Genomic DNA, 15,236 nt, shown 5'->3' with positions numbered 1-15,236 from the left:
TACCCAGAGTTGGCATGGCGGCGTACGAGCCTGTGGTGTGATTGACCCACGGGCCACTCTGCATACCACGCGTCACATCTTTCGCAGAGGGCTCATCGATACGCTCTCGACGTTCTCGGCTCTGCCCAGATCGGAAGGAGGTGTCGTCAGTTGCCGTCACCCACCTCGTCATCAAGGACGTCGATTGGCTCAGTCTCGTGCTCGCTCGGTAGCGTGGCGTTGGATTGCGACACGACACTATGGGCATCGTATCCCGCAACTACAGACAAAACCCCGACAGTGCTATAGCCTCCATATTACCTACAACTATGGTGGGCAAAAGTACGTTATGTCGCGGGTGCGAAAGGAAACTGGCCGGGTTCCCTTCCAGCATCAGTTCAATATCACCCAGCGTCTGCACAATGCAGGCCTGAAGGTCGTCCACCCTGCTGTCGCGCCAACTAGCCAGGCCCAAGATGCTCCATGGGTCGAATGGCGGACGCATTATTGGTTCGTCCGGAAGTTCATTGAACATGTTCCAATTCCCGACTGGTCGTCGCAGGATTTGATCGACGATGTGGCTGTCTGGCTCGCAAAGATACATCGTGCGACTACACTCTTCGAAGGTGGGCTGGAGTCGTCGCCCGAGGTTGTTACATCCTACGACTGGCCCCTTTTGACTGTCCTGGACCGATCAGCGGAACTTCTCAGGGGCATGGAAGAACGGCACCTCAGTGGCACCTATATCGCGATGGTTCGGCGCGGATTGCAGCGGCTTGAGCGAGAGCGTCTGGACCTTAATCTCGGCCCAGTAGGTCTAATCCATCAGGACGTGCGTCCCGAAAATGTTCTGGTGCAGAACGGAAAAGTCGCGGCGGTCATCGACTGGGACCGTGCGCGCTGGGATTACCACCTCTACGATGCCGTCGTGGGGGCTCTAAACCTCGCGCACCGTCAGGCACCTGGGCGCTGGATTGAAGTGGCCAGTCGCTTCCTCTGCGCCTACCGTGACGAATCTGATGCCGAGTTCGACGAAAATTCGGTCGCCTGGATGATCCGCTTCGCAGCAACGCGGAACTTGGCTGTGAGCAGGTCTCCAGATAAGTGGGCCGCTCTCCTCCAAAACGTCACCAACACGCCAAACTCCGTCACGGTGCGCTGATCTGGAGGCCGCCTACTAGTTTCGATATTCGATCTTGTTTCCCATGACCAGATCACCCTGGACGTTCACATCGCCGCCGAAGGATGTACGACTCTGCGCAGCATCTCCACGACGATTGGCCGTGAACTCTCTTGGAGAGATTGCTCCACGGATGGCGCCGAAAAGCGATAGCCAAGCCCTGAGCTTGGCCTCTTTCACCTGTACCATGACCCACTGAAAATCCTTGGGATCGACCTGGCCCGGGCTATGCTTGACCACCGTGTCATAGACGAACTGGGAGGCGATAAAGCCGAGATCGGCGTCGGAGCTGACGAGCCGATCCTTGAGAGCCGGCGCGTCCAGAAGCCTGGCCGTGTGAATGATTGCTTCACCGGAGACCCCCTCGGGATCGGACACGACCGGGCCAACGTGGAGCGCGATTCGCAGCTGAATGCGGACCGCGGCGCTTGCCTGCCGGTTGTGACGCCGGAGCTTCGCAGCTAGCCGGGTGAGTAACGGATCGACTAGACGGAAGGTTGGCACCTGGGGAGGAACAACAGCGAGCACACCGTCCCCGCGGTCCTCCCAGTATATTTGAGACCAGGACACTTCAGACTCTTCGAAAGCCTCCTTTACCAGGTCGTACATCACCCGACGCACGAGTCGCCTGTCCTCGTCGTCGCGTTGCCCCCCGCTGAAGGAGGCGATGTCGGTGTAGAATATCGAGCAATTCTGGCCGTTCCATGGGCCGGTTGAATTAGCCTTTGCTACCTGATCGCCCCGATGGGTCCGGTCACGAATCATCTCTAGTTCGGCGAAGTTAGTGACCGTTATGAGGTTCGACGGAGTTTCGTTAATGATTACGTTGTTTTCTCTCCAGGAGCCAAGTATCTCTGAGGTGGTGGAATAGGGAGCATCCACCCAGTCGGCGACCTCTCGGTTTGTAATGGGCAACGAAAGCGTCGCTTGCCTTTCAGGGATTCCCTGTGCCTCTGCGAGCTCAATTATCATCATGGCCAGCTGCCGTTCCACGGAACCCGTGCCGTCGTTGGGCCGTCGCCGCTGGCCTTCGGTCAGACGACCATAGATCTGCCGCTCCAGCACTACTGGGACACGACTATACGCGTTGAGAAATCTCTCGAAGGCTGCGGCCTCCAGTCGTAGGATCGATACGGTGTCGAGCGCGACGACGGTTGCTGATCGTGAACGGACGAGCAGGACCGCGCGTTCGCCGATGAGGTCACCGGGTCCGCGGATCGCCAAGATCCGCTCCCGTCCCGTCATTTCGACACAGACCTTCGCCCATCCAGACCGGATGATGATGACCTGACTTGCGGGCGTACCTTGCAAGCACAGAATTGCCCCCGCGCTAAGTGCGTCGAGTTCGGCCAAGTCGGCCAACTGCCACTGTTCCTCAATGGTCAAAGACTGCCAGAAGTTCACGGCCATTACAGATCCCGTCATCTTCCTCGTCTGTCCCCTAGCCTTCGTAGCATGGAGCTAGGCAAACGTCTGTGTCATACGCCCCAAATGATGTCCGTGAGTTGGGTTCCAAGCAGACAGATGGTTGCAAGGTTACGCGCGCCGCCCCAGAGGGGTTTGCTGAAGTGGCAAAGCGGTTAGCGGTTGTTCCGGTGCGCGCTGGATGATCGGCGCAAGAGTCGTTGTGTACAGCATCGAACACTTGGGGGGTTTGATGTCTCAGGCTGCTGCGGCCGGGAAGGTCACGCATCGTCTGGTCTCGTCGTCCGCTGGCCGGATCCACGTGGTGGAACAGGGCTCCGGCCCGCTGGTGCTGCTGGTGCACGGCTTCCCTGAGTGCTGGTACTCCTGGCGCCGTCAGCTGCCGGTACTGGCCATGGCGGGCTACCGGGCCGTCGCGGTCGACGTTCGCGGTTATGGTCACTCCTCCAAGCCGGAGCGCGTGGCCGCGTACCGAATGCTGGAGTTGGTCGAGGACAACGTCGCCGTGGTGCACGCCTTGGGCGAGCGGACGGCAGTGGTCGTCGGCCACGATTGGGGTGCGACCATCGCCGCGAACTCCGCCCTCGTCCGGCCTGAGATCTTCCGCGCGGTCGGATTGCTGAGCGTGCCGTACGCGCCCCACGTGGAGAGCCGCGGCCCAGCGAGGTCTTCGCGCGGATGGGCGGTGCGCAGGAGTTCTACGTCAGCTACTTCCAAGATCCCGGCCGGGCCGACACGGAGATCGAACCTGGACGTCCGCCGCTGGCTCGCCGGCTGATGTCGCTCCGGACGCCGATGCGGACCCCGAACGGCCACAGCAAACTGGAACTGACCAAATACCACACCCCCGCGCCGTCCGGTGCCGGGCCGGAGGACCCTCCGCCCAACACGCTGGGCCTGCATCGTGTCATGTTCACCGTCGACGACATCGACGCCCGCCTGCGTGCCACGGCGCCGAACTCCTCGGCGAGGTGGCGCAGTAAGTTCAGCTCAGCCGACCGTCTCTGTAACGACCGGGAGCACGCTGGTCGGGGTCGCGGCCGACCTGGCCACGCTGGCGGTGCTCACCGCCTACCGGGGCCTGCCTCCACCATGGCGACCACGACCTGGTGCGCACCCCAGTGCCACGGTGGCCGATGTCCCGGTGACTCAGTCGGTGGACAGGCCGAACGCGCCGCTCTTCACGCCCTGAAGGAACGCGTCCCACTCGGAGCCGGTAAAGGCCAGTACGGGGCCGTCTCGATGCTTGGAGTCACGGACCGCGTAGACGCCACCCACTCGGGCGAGTTCTACACAGTTGTTGCCCTGCGCCGAGCTGCGTTTGCTTCTCACCCAGAGGGCACCGGACAGGTTGACGTCATGGCCGGGCATGTCCGACCTCCTCTTACCTGTCACACGAACTGTTTCTTGATCTTGTGTAGATAGTTGACCGATTCATCGGGCCCGAGCGCTATGGCCCGTAGATGGTCGAATATCAGCGTATACCTTGCGACCTCCTCTGGCTCTTCCAGATACAGGCCGTCGGTCGCGGTCTCGAGGTGCACCACGGGCGCGAAGAAATCCGAGTCCGGGAAGTCCAGCATGACGAACGTCCCGTCCATTCCGGGGTGCGCGCCGAGAGAGATCGGGAGCACCTGAAGCGTGATGTTCTCCCGCTCCCGGATCTCGATGAGCCGGTCGAGCTGCTCACCCATGACCGCCGGGCCACCGACCGGGCGGATCAAGGCCGCCTCATCGATCACCGCCCAAAGGTGCGGAGCGTCGTCTCGATCAAGGACTTCCTGGCGGGCCATCCGAGCTTCGATCCGCCGCTCGATGTCCCGTACGACCAGGCTCGCGCGCAGTAGTGCCCGTGAGTACCCCGCGGTCTGCAGCAGGCCGGGGACGAAGATCGGTTCGAAGGTACGGATCGTGGAGGCTTCGGCTTCGAGTTCGACGTAGGAGCCTTGGAACACGTCCTGGTACTTCGTCCACCAGCCCTTCTGCTTGGCATGACGCGCGAGCTTGAGCAGCGCGTCCCGTTGCCGCCCGTCCGTCACGCCGTAGAGATCGAGCAGATGACGCATGTCAGCCGGAGTGATCCCCGATCGCGCGTTTTCGATGCGGTACAGCTTGGTCGGGTGCCAGTCGAGCCGTTCCGCTACACCCTCGCGGGTCGGGCCCGCCGCCTCGCGTAGCCGCTCCAGCTCAGAGGCGAGCCGACGTTGCCTGATGGTCGGGCTTGAACGTAGCGCCACTGCTCACTCTTTTCTCTCCAGCGGCCTCACCCCAGGTCTCCGACCGGGCGAACCACCATCCAAGATCACTTAACCATACCGAGAGTGCAGTCCATGCACTTTTCTTAGTGCACATCTTGCACTGTGCTCATTGGGCATGCATCCTTGAACACAGAGTGACATCAACTCGCGTCGGAGGGTCATCGAACAGCATCACGTCGGCGTAACAGGGGTGACCGACTCGACGACCATCCGGATCCGCGATCGAAGCCACGAAGATTGAGAGACTCAGATGACTCCTCAGCAGAGACAGCCTGGTGCGGACTCCCCATCAACACGACCACCCATGACCGACCTCGCCGGCGAGAGGGGCGCCCTCTCCGATCTCACCGCCGGGGGTGTCCACACCTGGCAGCTTCCCCGTGACGCGTCCGGTCCACCGCTCGCCAGATCCCTGCTCGCCAGGACCATGACCCTGCTCGGCCTGTCCCGGGGCCTGATCGACGACAGCGTGTTAGCCGTCTCCGAAAGCGCGACCAACGCCTTCCAGCATGCCGATTCCACCGGGCCATACGGTCCCCTCGCCCCACCTGAGCTGTGGGTATGGGCTCGTACCCGGCCGATGCCGGAGTTGGTGGTGAGCGTCTTCGATGCCGACCGCTCCCACCTCCCGCAGCGTGCCCACGCCCAGCCGCTCGACGAGCACGGCCGTGGCATCTGCATCCTCAACGCCGTGACCGCCGCTTGGGGCTGCCGTCCGAGTAGGTCCCGGCTCACCACACCCGCCGCAAGAGGAAAAGCCATCTGGTTCTGCGTACCGCTGCCGCACACGTGGGCGGCCCAGAACCACACCATCTCACCCGACTACGCCGCCGGAGAGTTGCTGCTCGCCGTCGCCGCCCGGGGTATCGAGGGCATCCGCCGCAACGACGGCAACGGCGTCACCCTCATCGAGTACACCGGCCTCAACGTCTGGGTCGAACCGAGATCGTTCAGCTGGCTCGACCACTCCGGTACCCGGGTCTGCCATCCACTGATCGATCTGCACGAGGCCACCGACTCACTCATCCACCACCTGGAGACCCGGCCACAGCTGATGTGACCGGCCCAACGGCCACGTCCTGCCGGCTGGCCCCGGCTTCGGACGTGGCCCAAGAGGGCGAGGGACGCGGCATACAACCCCTCGGGCCGCGCCCCTCGCCCCTCCTATAGAAGAGGGTCCACAACCGTGTCACCGATGCCCGCCAACGCTTGATCCGCGTCACCAGGGCTCGAGTTCACCGACAGCCCTGCCATCGCCACACTCGCCGACGGGTGAAATGCATGTACCACGCGAGCGAACTCCCAGATCTCCCGGACTACCTCACCACGACGGAACTGGCGGCCCTGCTGCGCGTCAGCCGCGGCACCGTGTCCGGCTGGGCCCGCCGCGGGCTCATTCCCTACGTCGTCACCCCCACCGGCTATCGGAGATTCAGCCGCGCCACTGTACAGAGACTGCTCGAAGAGCACCGGACGAAGAGCGAGGACGGAGACCTGTAGCGGCGCTTCGGCCAAGCGAGCATCTGAGTCTCGAGTGGATGCGGTTTTTCTGGCCGCTCCCCGGGAGTTCGCGGCCGTCCGGAACGGCATCTGATCCAGGTATCGCCTGTCGTCGGCATCGATCTCCAGGCTCCGACCGATACGCGCGGCCACCAGGCACGCCGGGGCGATCGCCGCGTCCATTTCGGGACACCCGACGTAGTCATTGCTGTCGAGAACCTGGGTCATGGCGGCACGCAGACCCTCCCGCAACCGCTCGACCGGCTCGCCCGTCAAACCACCGACGAAATCCAGAGCCGCATCATTCTCGAACGGGCTGGCACCTCAAGAACCATCACGTATCGCCACAGGCAACTCGTGTCTCCAACTCTCCGATATGAGTACCGGCCGGATGCCTTGAACCTCGCCCACGCGCGCGGAGAGAACGTCGGCCCGAAGAGGGTTCAGCGCGTCGCCGATCACAAAGTCCTCCCCACGCCGAGCGATGTGGGTAGCTCAGGTGAGCCGCGCGATGATGAGACGGCTGACACGCTGGAGCTCTTCGTCGTTGTCGATACTGGCGAACCGGCCGCCACGCTGGGGAAGGGCCAGCTGCGAGCGAAGCTGTGGCAGGGCCGACTCTGCGGCGAGGCCCATCCGGTCCAGGCATGCCACGACATGGTTGGCGGTCGCAGGGTTCTGTGCCCATACCTGGAGAAGTGTGTCCAGAACGGTCGACGCTTCGGCCTCGCCGCCCATCTCCCAGAGGGCGGCCGCGCAGGCGACGCGTACCCATTCGTAGTCATGAGCCAGCAACTCCCGTAGGCGCGGCAGTGCGGCCACGGCGGGACGGCCGATCGCGCCGAGCACATCTGCCGCCTCCGAGATCTGGAAGGGGATGCGGTCTTCGAGGAGGTCGTGCAACAGCGGCATGACCTCCTCTTGGTCCCCACCGATGGCCCACAACGCGGAGACGGCGGCAGGCCGCACGTGAGCGTCGGAGGATGCGGTCAGTGGTCGGATCGCCCCGAGGGCGGGCGCTGCTGCGCTGCCAAAAACCTTCAGCGCCTCCAGAGCCGAGCACGTGATATCCCACTGCTGGTGACGCACCGCGGCTGCGAGGGTGTCGGCGATCAAGGGCAGCGCCGCCTGATCGCCGAGCGCGGCCAGGGCGGACAGCATCGAGCGCGCGCTCATCTCGAATCGCTGCTGGGCAAGGTCGACGCGGCGCAGGTGGTCGCACAGTCGCGGCACAAGCCGGTCCGCGGCCTCCGGCAGCGTTCCGGCGACCTGTACCGCGCGCCAGTCGTCGACTCCGCTGTCCAGCGCCGTCAGCAGACTCGGTACGGCTCGCGCGTCACCGAGACGGGCCAGCCCGCGAACCGCCTTCTGGTGGGCCCTGCGCAGGTGCGGCTGCGGTGCGGCCCAGACGTCTGGTCCGTACGCTGCGCGCTGCGCGAGGACGTGCGCGGCCAGGGCCTCCCGGGCCGGCTCGGCTATCGGGTGGCAGGCCTCGAGGACGGCCGCCGCCTCGGCGGCGACTTCCTGGTCGGTCGCGTCGAGGTGTTCGGCGACGAGCATGATGAGCGAGGTGTGGTCACCGCGCCAGGACTTCATGAGCTCCGCGCTCATCCGTATCGCGTCCAGGCGGGAACCGGGATCGGGGCTGCGCAACTGCTCTGCCAGCAATGCCGTGCGCTGGGGTATCCGCGCCGCCAGTGCCCGATGGAAGGTGCGCATCAGATCGGTGGTGGATGCGTGAACCCGCCCTTGCCGGTCAAGGTCCTCGAAAGCGGCGACAATCTGCGGTGGCACTCCGCCCGCCGGAGCCGCCCGGCGAGGTGAGTCCCGCCATTCTCCGGGCGGCGCCGTGGCGTGCGCCACCTCCCGCAGCAGGCCGATCGCGGCCGGGACGATGTCCTGACTGATCTGCGCCGGGGCACAGCGGGCCCGCTGGACCACCGCCGCGAGCCTGGTCTCAGTGCCTGCCGCCGAATCGGCGGCCAGCCCGGCGAGCCATGCCATCGCCTCGTCCGACCATGTCGGCAGGCGAAGAGCCAGCGTCGCCATCGTTTCCACGACCAGCAGCCGTTCGACGATCCCGGGCTCGGCCGACAGCCGGCCGCGCAGCACCGCCCCGGCCCGGTTCGCGTCGTCGAGGAACAGCCCCAGGCCAGGAATCGCGGCCCGGCGCACGCGGGGGTCGGTATCCGAGGCGAACCCGACGAACGCCTCCGCGCGCTCACGCATCACCGCCGCGGCCCCGACGTGGTCCATCGGGCCGCCGTAGTCGTCCTCGCAGCGTTCAACGGCCTCGCTCCCGATGCTGACCAGCAGCGCAACGATCGCGGCACGGCCGGGCACGGCGGCATCACCCGCCAGCTCGAACAGGAACGGCAGACTCGCCGTCGTACACAGGTACACATCACCCTGATGGTGGACCGCACCGTAAAACCTGCTGAGGGCCTTGTTCCGTTCCTCCGCGTCCGTCGAGCACAACGCCGACAGCAGCGAGGGAATCTCCTCGGCCGAGCCGTACGCATGCTCCATCGACGACCAGTCGATGTCGTGCAATCCGTTGAACATACGAGGCACTATGCCCGACCGCACTGACGCCGAGGCCGCATGCGCAGCAGCCCGAGGCGCGGCTCACTTCACGAGAGTTTCCCGCGGACACACGTGTCGGCTCGTCGAAGCGGCAGGCGCGATCGGCCTGGTCACACCGCGGCTCGCCCGCCTGGCCGCTACCAGGCTCATCGACCTGATGATCGGCGCGCGTACTGCATCGCAGCCGAGTACAGGTCCGGAAAGTCGGCGACGACCCTCGACCGGATGTCACTCACCTCAGCGCTGAAGGCCTCAACGCTATTACGCCTGGTGGCGGATCCAAGCGCGCATGACCTCTGCAGCCAGCCAGTGACCGCCGATCTCGGCGACCTCGACAACGGGTATACCGTTACAGCGGCGTAGTGGGTCGGCGCCACGTACGAGGAGGAACGCGGTGAGGTCGACGCGCAACGGATCACCCGTCTGGGTGTGACCATCGAGTTCGACGTCGATGGCGTGGCGCAGCAGCGTCCGCCCATGGCCGTCGTCGTCTTCCACGTCGTGGCCGCCGTCGAGCAGATCGCGCAGCCTGGGTAGGTCTTCTTGCTCGACTGCGAGATGGGCCGGCGACCACGACAAGACAACCTCCACTCCACCAGGTCAGGGGTGCACCACCGTATCCGAAGGGGACATCGCAGAAGCTTCCGAAAAGCACGAATTATGTCGGCAATGAAGAGTTCGGGCGGACGGTTCCAGCCACACCAATTCAGGCAATACGGTCATCGCATCATCCGCGTGCGATCTGTTTGAATGACGCCGTAGTGTGCAGCGAAAGCATGATCTAGGGCGATCGGTTAATCTGCCGCTGAAACGTCATCGGCGTTCGGTGCGTCGAAGGGATGAGTTCTTCGACGGGTCCCCTGGCCGCCGAGGACGGTAGGCGTTTGGAGGTGAGCCGTCCGGTGTCGCGCCCGGCTGTGACGGCTCGGCTGGTGGGCCGTGATCGTGAACTCGCGACCCTCCTCGACCAGTTGGATCGGACTGTGCGACTCGGCACCAGTGGCGTTGCCGTTCTGCGCGGTGAGGCAGGTGTCGGTAAGAGCAGCTTGCTGACTGCGTTCGCCGAGGCCGCGACCATCCGGTATACCGAGGCCGGGCTGCTGACCGGGTACGGGCAGGCGATGTTGAACTCGCTGGCCTCGGACTCGTTCCAGGCCGTACGTGAATGTCTGCGTTCACTGGCGCTCTCCGCCGACCGTTCCGGATCGCGGGATTTGCTGAACCGGGTGGCCGACTCGTTCCGGCTGCACGCGCCGGACTGGATCGAGTCCGTACCTCTCGTCGGCGGCCTCCTGGCCGCCGGCGTCCGGACCGGCCGGACCGTGGTCGAGTCCGGGCGGGTATCGGCTGACATGGACAGCCGGCTGGACCAGCTGATCCGGTTCGTCGAAGAGCTGCTGGCCCAGGGACCACTGCTGCTCGTGCTGGACGACCTCCATTGGGCGGACACGGCCACGATCGACCTGCTGGTGACGGTGGCGTTGCGGGTCGAGGGGCCGCTCATGCTGGTCCTGGCCTACCGGCCGGACAACCTGCAGACCAGCGACGGCGCCGAGGCTCACCCGTTGAAGCGGGCGGTGTTCCGGCTTCGCCGCTACCGCGCCGACTGCCTCGAGGTCGACCTGGAGGGACTGTCCGGCAGCGACACCGAACTGCTCGTACGGCGCGCGGCAGGGGAGGCAGTGTCTGCGCGATCGGTGGCCCAGATCGTTGAACTGAGCGCGGGCAATCCGCTGTTCGCCGAGTCGCTGGTCCGGCTGGGAGAACACGCGGTCGCCGCGCACGCCGATACTCCCGCGCAGATCACGGCCATCCTGGACGAGCGACTGTCGTTCCTGAGCCCTCCAGACCAGCGGTTACTTGAGACCGCCGCGCTGATCGGCTACAGCTTCGAGGTGGACTACCTGGCTGTACTCGCCCGGCTGGACATCGACGATGTCTACGAGCGCCTGGACGTGCTGCTGAACGAGCACGGCCTCGTACGGCCCGACGAACCGCGCGGGGACCTCGACCGGTACACCGTCCATCACCCGCTGCTGGCAGAGGTGCTCCGCCGTCGCGGGGCGGCGAACGGGCCGCGGTGGCGGCGCCAGCATCACAAGCTGCTGGAGATCCTCCAAGCCGAGCAGCCCTGGGACGACGAACTGCAGGTACGGGCGGTCGCGATCGCTGTGGCAGCTGGAAACCGTGCCAAGACCTGCGAGTTCGCGATGACCGCCTGCCGGTGCCAGTTCGCTTTGGGCGCGGTGTCCAAGGCCACGGAACTCGCTCAGATCGCGGCCGAGACGGCCGAAACGTTGGAGACTTTCGAGCTGCTGGCCGAATGCCTGTCCGCCGAAGGCGACCATGTCGGCGCGGCGGCGGCGTGCGCCTCCGCTCTCGCCTGGGCGCGTACGAATCCGGTGGAGCCCGCTCAGAAGGCGGCGGTCCGGTTGCTGTGGGCGCGCAACCTGAGGATGACCAACAGCTGGGAAGAGTGCCAGGCGCTCCTCGATGAACTCACGGCCACGAACCCTGAGCCGAGCGAGATCCTTGCCGATGCGCTGATGCTGCACGCGGAGATCGCCTTGTGCGGGCCCGTCCAGGACATCGTGCGCTGCGTTGAGCTGTGCGAAGTCGTCGCCGGGATGAGTATGAATCCCGAGCTGCAGTCCCGGGCGTTCGGGCACTGCGGGCTCGCGCACCTGGCCGGCTACGACGCCGCCTCGGCCGAGCGGTGGCTGATGCGGGCGATCGAGGTGGCGAGGGAGAAGGAACACCCCTACGCCGAGTACGAGGCGGTGCACTGGCTGAGCAAGAAGGCGATGGCCTGCCTGGAACTCGACCGAGCCTGGCAACTGCTGGAGGAACTCGCCGACAACTCCCGCACCTCGGGGGTGGCGAGCGAGAGCCCATGGCATCTACGTGACTCCAGCCGGGTGCTGGGGTTGCGGGGCAAAGTGAGCGAGGCAGCTGTGGTGTTCGCCCGCTACTTCGACTCCGGCTACACCCACGCCTCCAGCCGCGCCGTCACCACACTGGCGTGCCAGGTCCGCGAGCTCGAAGACCTCTACGGACCCGGCGCCGGCGATGCACTGCTCGCCGAACTCTCCATCGCCTGCGCCCGCGACATGATCGACCCAGATCGGCGTACGCGGCTCGCCGGGCATCTGGAAGCGTTCGTCCGCCGTCACCCGGGTTGGGAACCGGTGTCGTTCGCGGTCGAACATCTGGGCGCCGACCGTGACGTCGCGGAAGCCGCAGACGCGATCTTCCGGTTCGACGTCGGTGACCTGGCGTTGTTGCGTTCCCGGCGCAATGACGCGGATGGCATCCGACCGTGAAGGACGCTGCGCAGGACGATTTTCTGCTGGCTCCTGGTCTCGTGCTGCTCAACCACGCCTCGTACGGCATCGCCTCCCGCCGCGTTCTCATCGCTGCCGAGCAGATCCGGCGGGAGATCGAGTCCGACCCCACCTGGTTCCTCGGCGCACAGCTCACCGAACGGCTCCGCGAACAGACAGCGGCACTCGCCGGCGTCCTGGACTTGAATCCGGCGGCGATGACCTTGTGCGCCAACGCCACCTCGGGCGCCGCCGCGATCATCGACTCGGTACCCCTGCCGGCGGGCTCGACGGTGGTCGTGTTCGAGACCGAGTACTCCTCGATCCTGCGGGCGTGGGACCGCGCCTGTGAGCGTGTCGGGGCGAACATCATCCGGGTTCCGGTGCAGTTGCCGTTCGACGGCCCGGATCAGCTGATCGCGCAGCTTGAGGCGATGGTGCCGGGTGAGGTGGCGTACATGCAGACGAGTCTGGTCTCGTCCTCGTCCTCCGTGCATTTCCCGCTCTCGGAACTGGCTGCGTGGACGCACGGGCGTGGGGGCCGGTTGGTCGTGGACGCCGCCCACGGGCCAGGGCATGTACCGGTTGATCCTGACGGGTGGGGTGCGGACGCTGTGTTCGGCACCGTCCACAAGTGGTTGCCCGTCCCCCGATCGGTCGGCTTTCTCTGGCTCGCGGCCGATCTCGTCGATCTCGTACGGCCTGCTGAGGTGTCGCTGACCTGGGACTCCATGGACCTGGTCGAACGATTCTCCTGGCCGGGAACCTTCGATCCCGTACCCCGGCTGTCCATGCCCGTCGCCATCGACCAGTGGGCGACCTGGGATCAGCAAGGGGCTTGGCAGGAATGCCGGCACCTGGCCGATGCGGCGACGGAGCTGATGACCGAAGCGGGGGCGCGGCCGACCGCCGCGCCGCGCTACGCGCCACCGAGGATGCGGGGGTTCATCCTGGCCGGTGCGACCGTCGCCCAGGTCAAAGAAACACTGGGCCTGGCCGGCATCCGCGCGTGGGTCGGGCCCGGGGCCGATGGGGAATGCATCCTGCGGATCGCGACCCACGTCTACAACGACATGACCGATATCGAGGCTATTGCTGCGCAGCTCAGGGGGGTTCTCAGGTGACGAACGTTCCCGAGATCCCCGAGAGCCTGGTCAAGGCCATCATCTTCCTGCGCGGTGAGGACGACGGACGCGCGTGGCTGGCCGCGCTACCGCAGCGGATCCGGTTGTACGCCGGCCGGTGGGGCCTGGAGGTGGAGAACATCGCTGAAGGCGGAGCCATGTCCTGCTGTGTCTTCTGCACCACCTCCGACGGCGTACCGGCCGTACTCAAGATCCCGGTGGATGAGCCTTCAGGGCTCTCCGAGCTGCGCCAGCTCCAGCGATGGGACGGCTCCGGAGCCACTCCGAGAATTCTGGAGCAAGCGAACGGCTCCGGGGTGTTCCTGATGACCAGGATCCTGCCGGGCACCACCGCTTGGGCCACCAACGGACCCGACGACAGCCGGAAATTCGGCGACCTCCTGCACCGGCTGCACCACCCCGGGCTCCCGGCCGGCCCCCGGTTGAAGGACATGGCCGAGATCGCGGAGATGAGGCTGGAATGGGCTCGGGAACGCTTCGCCGACCCCCGCTACGCCAATGACATCGCCTCCATCAAAGACGCCGAACGCGTCCTCGACGCCCTGCTGCGCACCACGACCACGCGACACGTCCTGCACGCCGACCTGCAAGCCAAGAACATCCTGCGCGGACCCGACGACTGGTTCGCCATCGACCCCCTCGGCGCGACCGGCGACCTCAACGCCGAAGCCGCCCTCTGGGTGGCCATTCAAGACGGCCCCGCCACCACCGAAGACCGCCTCGGTGAACTGCAAGGCCACGAATTCTTGAACGCCGATCGCCTTAAGGCCTGGACCTTCATGCTGTCCGTCGCCGAATACCGCCCCTACCTACCACCATCTGCCCACCGCATCGAACAGTTTCTCGTGTCGGCCGACTCAGACGAGCTGCTCAACGCCGTGCTGGGTAGCCCCAGACAGTGAAGTCTGAGCGGGAAGCCCCGTGACCGGCAGGAAGTGATCCTAAAGTCAGCATCCAGATCCCGACCTCTATCGGCGGTACGGGTTCAGGTGAAGCAATCCAAACTTGAGGGTTGGATCTACCTGGCGCCCGGTGCCAAGTAACCGTCCCGCCCACGGCCCGCGATACAAGCGCATCGGGGCTGGGGCCGAGTTGCGGATACGGCGCCTCCCTGACGGGCCCGGCAGATACTTCATTCAACATCGTGCCAGCGTGGGGCGTCGATCTCCGGTGAAACAGGGCTTGCGAAGTGGAACGGCAGCCCGAAATGCTGCGCCAGTGCGGTGCCGGTCGCCATGGCCTCTTGTGCTTCCGGCCAGAGCGGCACCTGGCCGTTGAACAGGCGCAGGTCGTCGCCGCGCCGGATGATGGCCAGGGTCGTTTCAGCCGGTGGGTCGGTCATGACGGCGAGAAGGACGACGCACCAGCCGCGGGAGTCGCCGTCCCACAGCGCCTCGATCGCGGCCGGGGCGCCGAGGAAGCGCGTTCACCTGGGAAATCAGCGTCGCTAGATCCCGAGCAGGTTCCGGTGCGCGCTCAACACGATCGCCCAGTTCGCGGTACCGGTAGGCGATCAGCCCCTTGCAGTCGTTTAGACCGGGCCGTGGCTCCACTCCGGACATCCACAGCACCTTGACGGCTTCGAACCAGCGATCGGCTATCACCAGTTCGTCGATGCGGGTCCGCAGCGGACCGGGCAGCGATGCCCAGAGTTCGCTGTCCATGCCATTCATCCTCCTTCCTTCCGTACGGGAGGGGATGATGCCCTCGCCAGTGATCGAATCCTCCGCGGAAGGTCTCGCGGTCTAAAAGGCTGTGGCGAACACGCAGCGACGGTAGCCGCCCGACATCAGGGAAGCGATCGATTTCCTCAGCGCCCGTAGCCCTCGGTGGCGGAGCT

General features: G+C 65.4%; 14 protein-coding genes and 1 pseudogene. 7 read left to right on the top strand and 8 right to left on the bottom strand.

From position 1 onward, the window contains the following. The first annotated feature begins 37 nt into the window (after positions 1-37). On the top strand, positions 38-1,141 hold the full coding sequence (locus tag ACRYCC_RS27035; RefSeq protein ID WP_433816498.1) for a phosphotransferase enzyme family protein: 1,104 nt from the start codon (positions 38-40) through the stop codon (positions 1,139-1,141). Between the two features lie 15 nt (positions 1,142-1,156). Here the strand turns inward: ACRYCC_RS27035 and ACRYCC_RS27030 are convergent, their stop codons facing one another. After that, a complete protein-coding gene (locus tag ACRYCC_RS27030; RefSeq protein WP_433816497.1) occupies positions 1,157-2,569 on the bottom strand; it encodes a cyclic nucleotide-binding domain-containing protein in 1,413 nt (470 codons plus the stop codon). 247 nt (positions 2,570-2,816) lie between these two features. On the opposite strand from ACRYCC_RS27030, the gene ACRYCC_RS27025 reads away from it, so the two are divergent. Continuing rightward, positions 2,817-3,362, top strand: coding sequence for an alpha/beta fold hydrolase (locus tag ACRYCC_RS27025; RefSeq protein WP_433816496.1), 546 nt, complete (start codon positions 2,817-2,819; stop codon positions 3,360-3,362). Positions 3,363-3,733: 371 nt separating this feature from the next. On the opposite strand, the gene ACRYCC_RS27020 is transcribed toward ACRYCC_RS27025, so the two are convergent. After that, positions 3,734-3,955: a DUF397 domain-containing protein gene (locus ACRYCC_RS27020; RefSeq protein WP_433816495.1), complete on the bottom strand. Its 222-nt coding sequence runs from the start codon at positions 3,953-3,955 to the stop codon at positions 3,734-3,736. Positions 3,956-3,975: 20 nt separating this feature from the next. Further along, the gene (locus ACRYCC_RS27015; protein ID WP_433816494.1) at positions 3,976-4,821 is read right to left on the bottom strand and encodes a helix-turn-helix domain-containing protein; all 846 of its coding nucleotides are present in this window, start codon (positions 4,819-4,821) and stop codon (positions 3,976-3,978) included. A 325-nt stretch (positions 4,822-5,146) separates the two neighbouring features. On the opposite strand from ACRYCC_RS27015, the gene ACRYCC_RS27010 reads away from it, so the two are divergent. Further along, the gene (locus ACRYCC_RS27010; protein ID WP_433816493.1) at positions 5,147-5,902 is read left to right on the top strand and encodes an ATP-binding protein; all 756 of its coding nucleotides are present in this window, start codon (positions 5,147-5,149) and stop codon (positions 5,900-5,902) included. Between the two features lie 221 nt (positions 5,903-6,123). Next, positions 6,124-6,342, top strand: coding sequence for a helix-turn-helix domain-containing protein (locus tag ACRYCC_RS27005; protein ID WP_433816492.1), 219 nt, complete (start codon positions 6,124-6,126; stop codon positions 6,340-6,342). A 126-nt stretch (positions 6,343-6,468) separates the two neighbouring features. Here the strand turns inward: ACRYCC_RS27005 and ACRYCC_RS27000 are convergent. The 3 genes and pseudogenes from ACRYCC_RS27000 to ACRYCC_RS26990 all read right to left on the bottom strand — a co-directional run. Then, positions 6,469-6,654, bottom strand: a pseudogene (locus ACRYCC_RS27000) (DUF4259 domain-containing protein); the annotation flags it as partial. 183 nt (positions 6,655-6,837) lie between these two features. Beyond that, positions 6,838-8,907 carry a HEAT repeat domain-containing protein gene (locus tag ACRYCC_RS26995; protein WP_433816491.1) on the bottom strand — a complete coding sequence of 690 codons (2,070 nt, stop codon included), beginning with the start codon at positions 8,905-8,907 and terminating at the stop codon, positions 6,838-6,840. A gap of 282 nt (positions 8,908-9,189) precedes the next feature. After that, positions 9,190-9,507 carry an ankyrin repeat domain-containing protein gene (locus ACRYCC_RS26990; RefSeq protein ID WP_433816490.1) on the bottom strand — a complete coding sequence of 106 codons (318 nt, stop codon included), beginning with the start codon at positions 9,505-9,507 and terminating at the stop codon, positions 9,190-9,192. Between the two features lie 260 nt (positions 9,508-9,767). Between ACRYCC_RS26990 and ACRYCC_RS26985 the strand changes: the two genes are divergently transcribed. From ACRYCC_RS26985 to ACRYCC_RS26975, 3 genes are read left to right on the top strand one after another with little or no spacing between them, the layout of a single operon-like run. Continuing rightward, positions 9,768-12,251: an ATP-binding protein gene (locus tag ACRYCC_RS26985; protein ID WP_433816489.1), complete on the top strand. Its 2,484-nt coding sequence runs from the start codon at positions 9,768-9,770 to the stop codon at positions 12,249-12,251. Next, positions 12,248-13,375: an aminotransferase class V-fold PLP-dependent enzyme gene (locus ACRYCC_RS26980; RefSeq protein ID WP_433816488.1), complete on the top strand. Its 1,128-nt coding sequence runs from the start codon at positions 12,248-12,250 to the stop codon at positions 13,373-13,375. The genes ACRYCC_RS26985 and ACRYCC_RS26980 overlap by 4 nt, the downstream gene beginning before the upstream one ends. After that, positions 13,372-14,298 (top strand): aminoglycoside phosphotransferase family protein, encoded by a 927-nt coding sequence (locus ACRYCC_RS26975; RefSeq protein ID WP_433816487.1) that lies wholly within the window; start codon positions 13,372-13,374, stop codon positions 14,296-14,298. Before ACRYCC_RS26980 ends, ACRYCC_RS26975 begins: the two co-directional genes overlap by 4 nt. 230 nt (positions 14,299-14,528) lie before the next feature. Here ACRYCC_RS26975 and ACRYCC_RS26970 read toward each other — a convergent pair whose 3' ends face one another. Continuing rightward, on the bottom strand, positions 14,529-14,738 hold the full coding sequence (locus ACRYCC_RS26970) for a hypothetical protein (RefSeq protein ID WP_433816486.1): 210 nt from the start codon (positions 14,736-14,738) through the stop codon (positions 14,529-14,531). Then, a complete protein-coding gene (locus tag ACRYCC_RS26965; protein ID WP_433816485.1) occupies positions 14,719-15,060 on the bottom strand; it encodes a hypothetical protein in 342 nt (113 codons plus the stop codon). Before ACRYCC_RS26965 ends, ACRYCC_RS26970 begins: the two co-directional genes overlap by 20 nt. Between the last annotated feature and the right edge of the window lie 176 nt (positions 15,061-15,236).

Origin of the sequence: Actinomadura scrupuli (assembly GCF_050971785.1) — a bacterium.
GTDB lineage: Bacteria > Actinomycetota > Actinomycetes > Streptosporangiales > Streptosporangiaceae > Actinomadura_E > Actinomadura_E scrupuli.
This window is presented reverse-complemented; position numbering and strand designations above follow the sequence as displayed.

What these genes read in the sequence shown, in the direction of transcription:
- ACRYCC_RS27030 (WP_433816497.1), bottom strand. Translation starts at nt 2,569, where the DNA reads ATGGCCGTGAACTTCTGGCAGTCTTTGACCATTGAGGAACAGTGGCAG.
- ACRYCC_RS27025 (WP_433816496.1), top strand. Translation starts at nt 2,817, where the DNA reads ATGTCTCAGGCTGCTGCGGCCGGGAAGGTCACGCATCGTCTGGTCTCG.
- ACRYCC_RS27020 (WP_433816495.1), bottom strand. Translation starts at nt 3,955, where the DNA reads ATGCCCGGCCATGACGTCAACCTGTCCGGTGCCCTCTGGGTGAGAAGC.
- ACRYCC_RS27010 (WP_433816493.1), top strand. Translation starts at nt 5,147, where the DNA reads ATGACCGACCTCGCCGGCGAGAGGGGCGCCCTCTCCGATCTCACCGCC.
- ACRYCC_RS27005 (WP_433816492.1), top strand. Translation starts at nt 6,124, where the DNA reads ATGTACCACGCGAGCGAACTCCCAGATCTCCCGGACTACCTCACCACG.
- ACRYCC_RS26995 (WP_433816491.1), bottom strand. Translation starts at nt 8,907, where the DNA reads ATGTTCAACGGATTGCACGACATCGACTGGTCGTCGATGGAGCATGCG.
- ACRYCC_RS26985 (WP_433816489.1), top strand. Translation starts at nt 9,768, where the DNA reads ATGAGTTCTTCGACGGGTCCCCTGGCCGCCGAGGACGGTAGGCGTTTG.
- ACRYCC_RS26970 (WP_433816486.1), bottom strand. Translation starts at nt 14,738, where the DNA reads ATGACCGACCCACCGGCTGAAACGACCCTGGCCATCATCCGGCGCGGC.
- ACRYCC_RS26965 (WP_433816485.1), bottom strand. Translation starts at nt 15,060, where the DNA reads ATGGACAGCGAACTCTGGGCATCGCTGCCCGGTCCGCTGCGGACCCGC.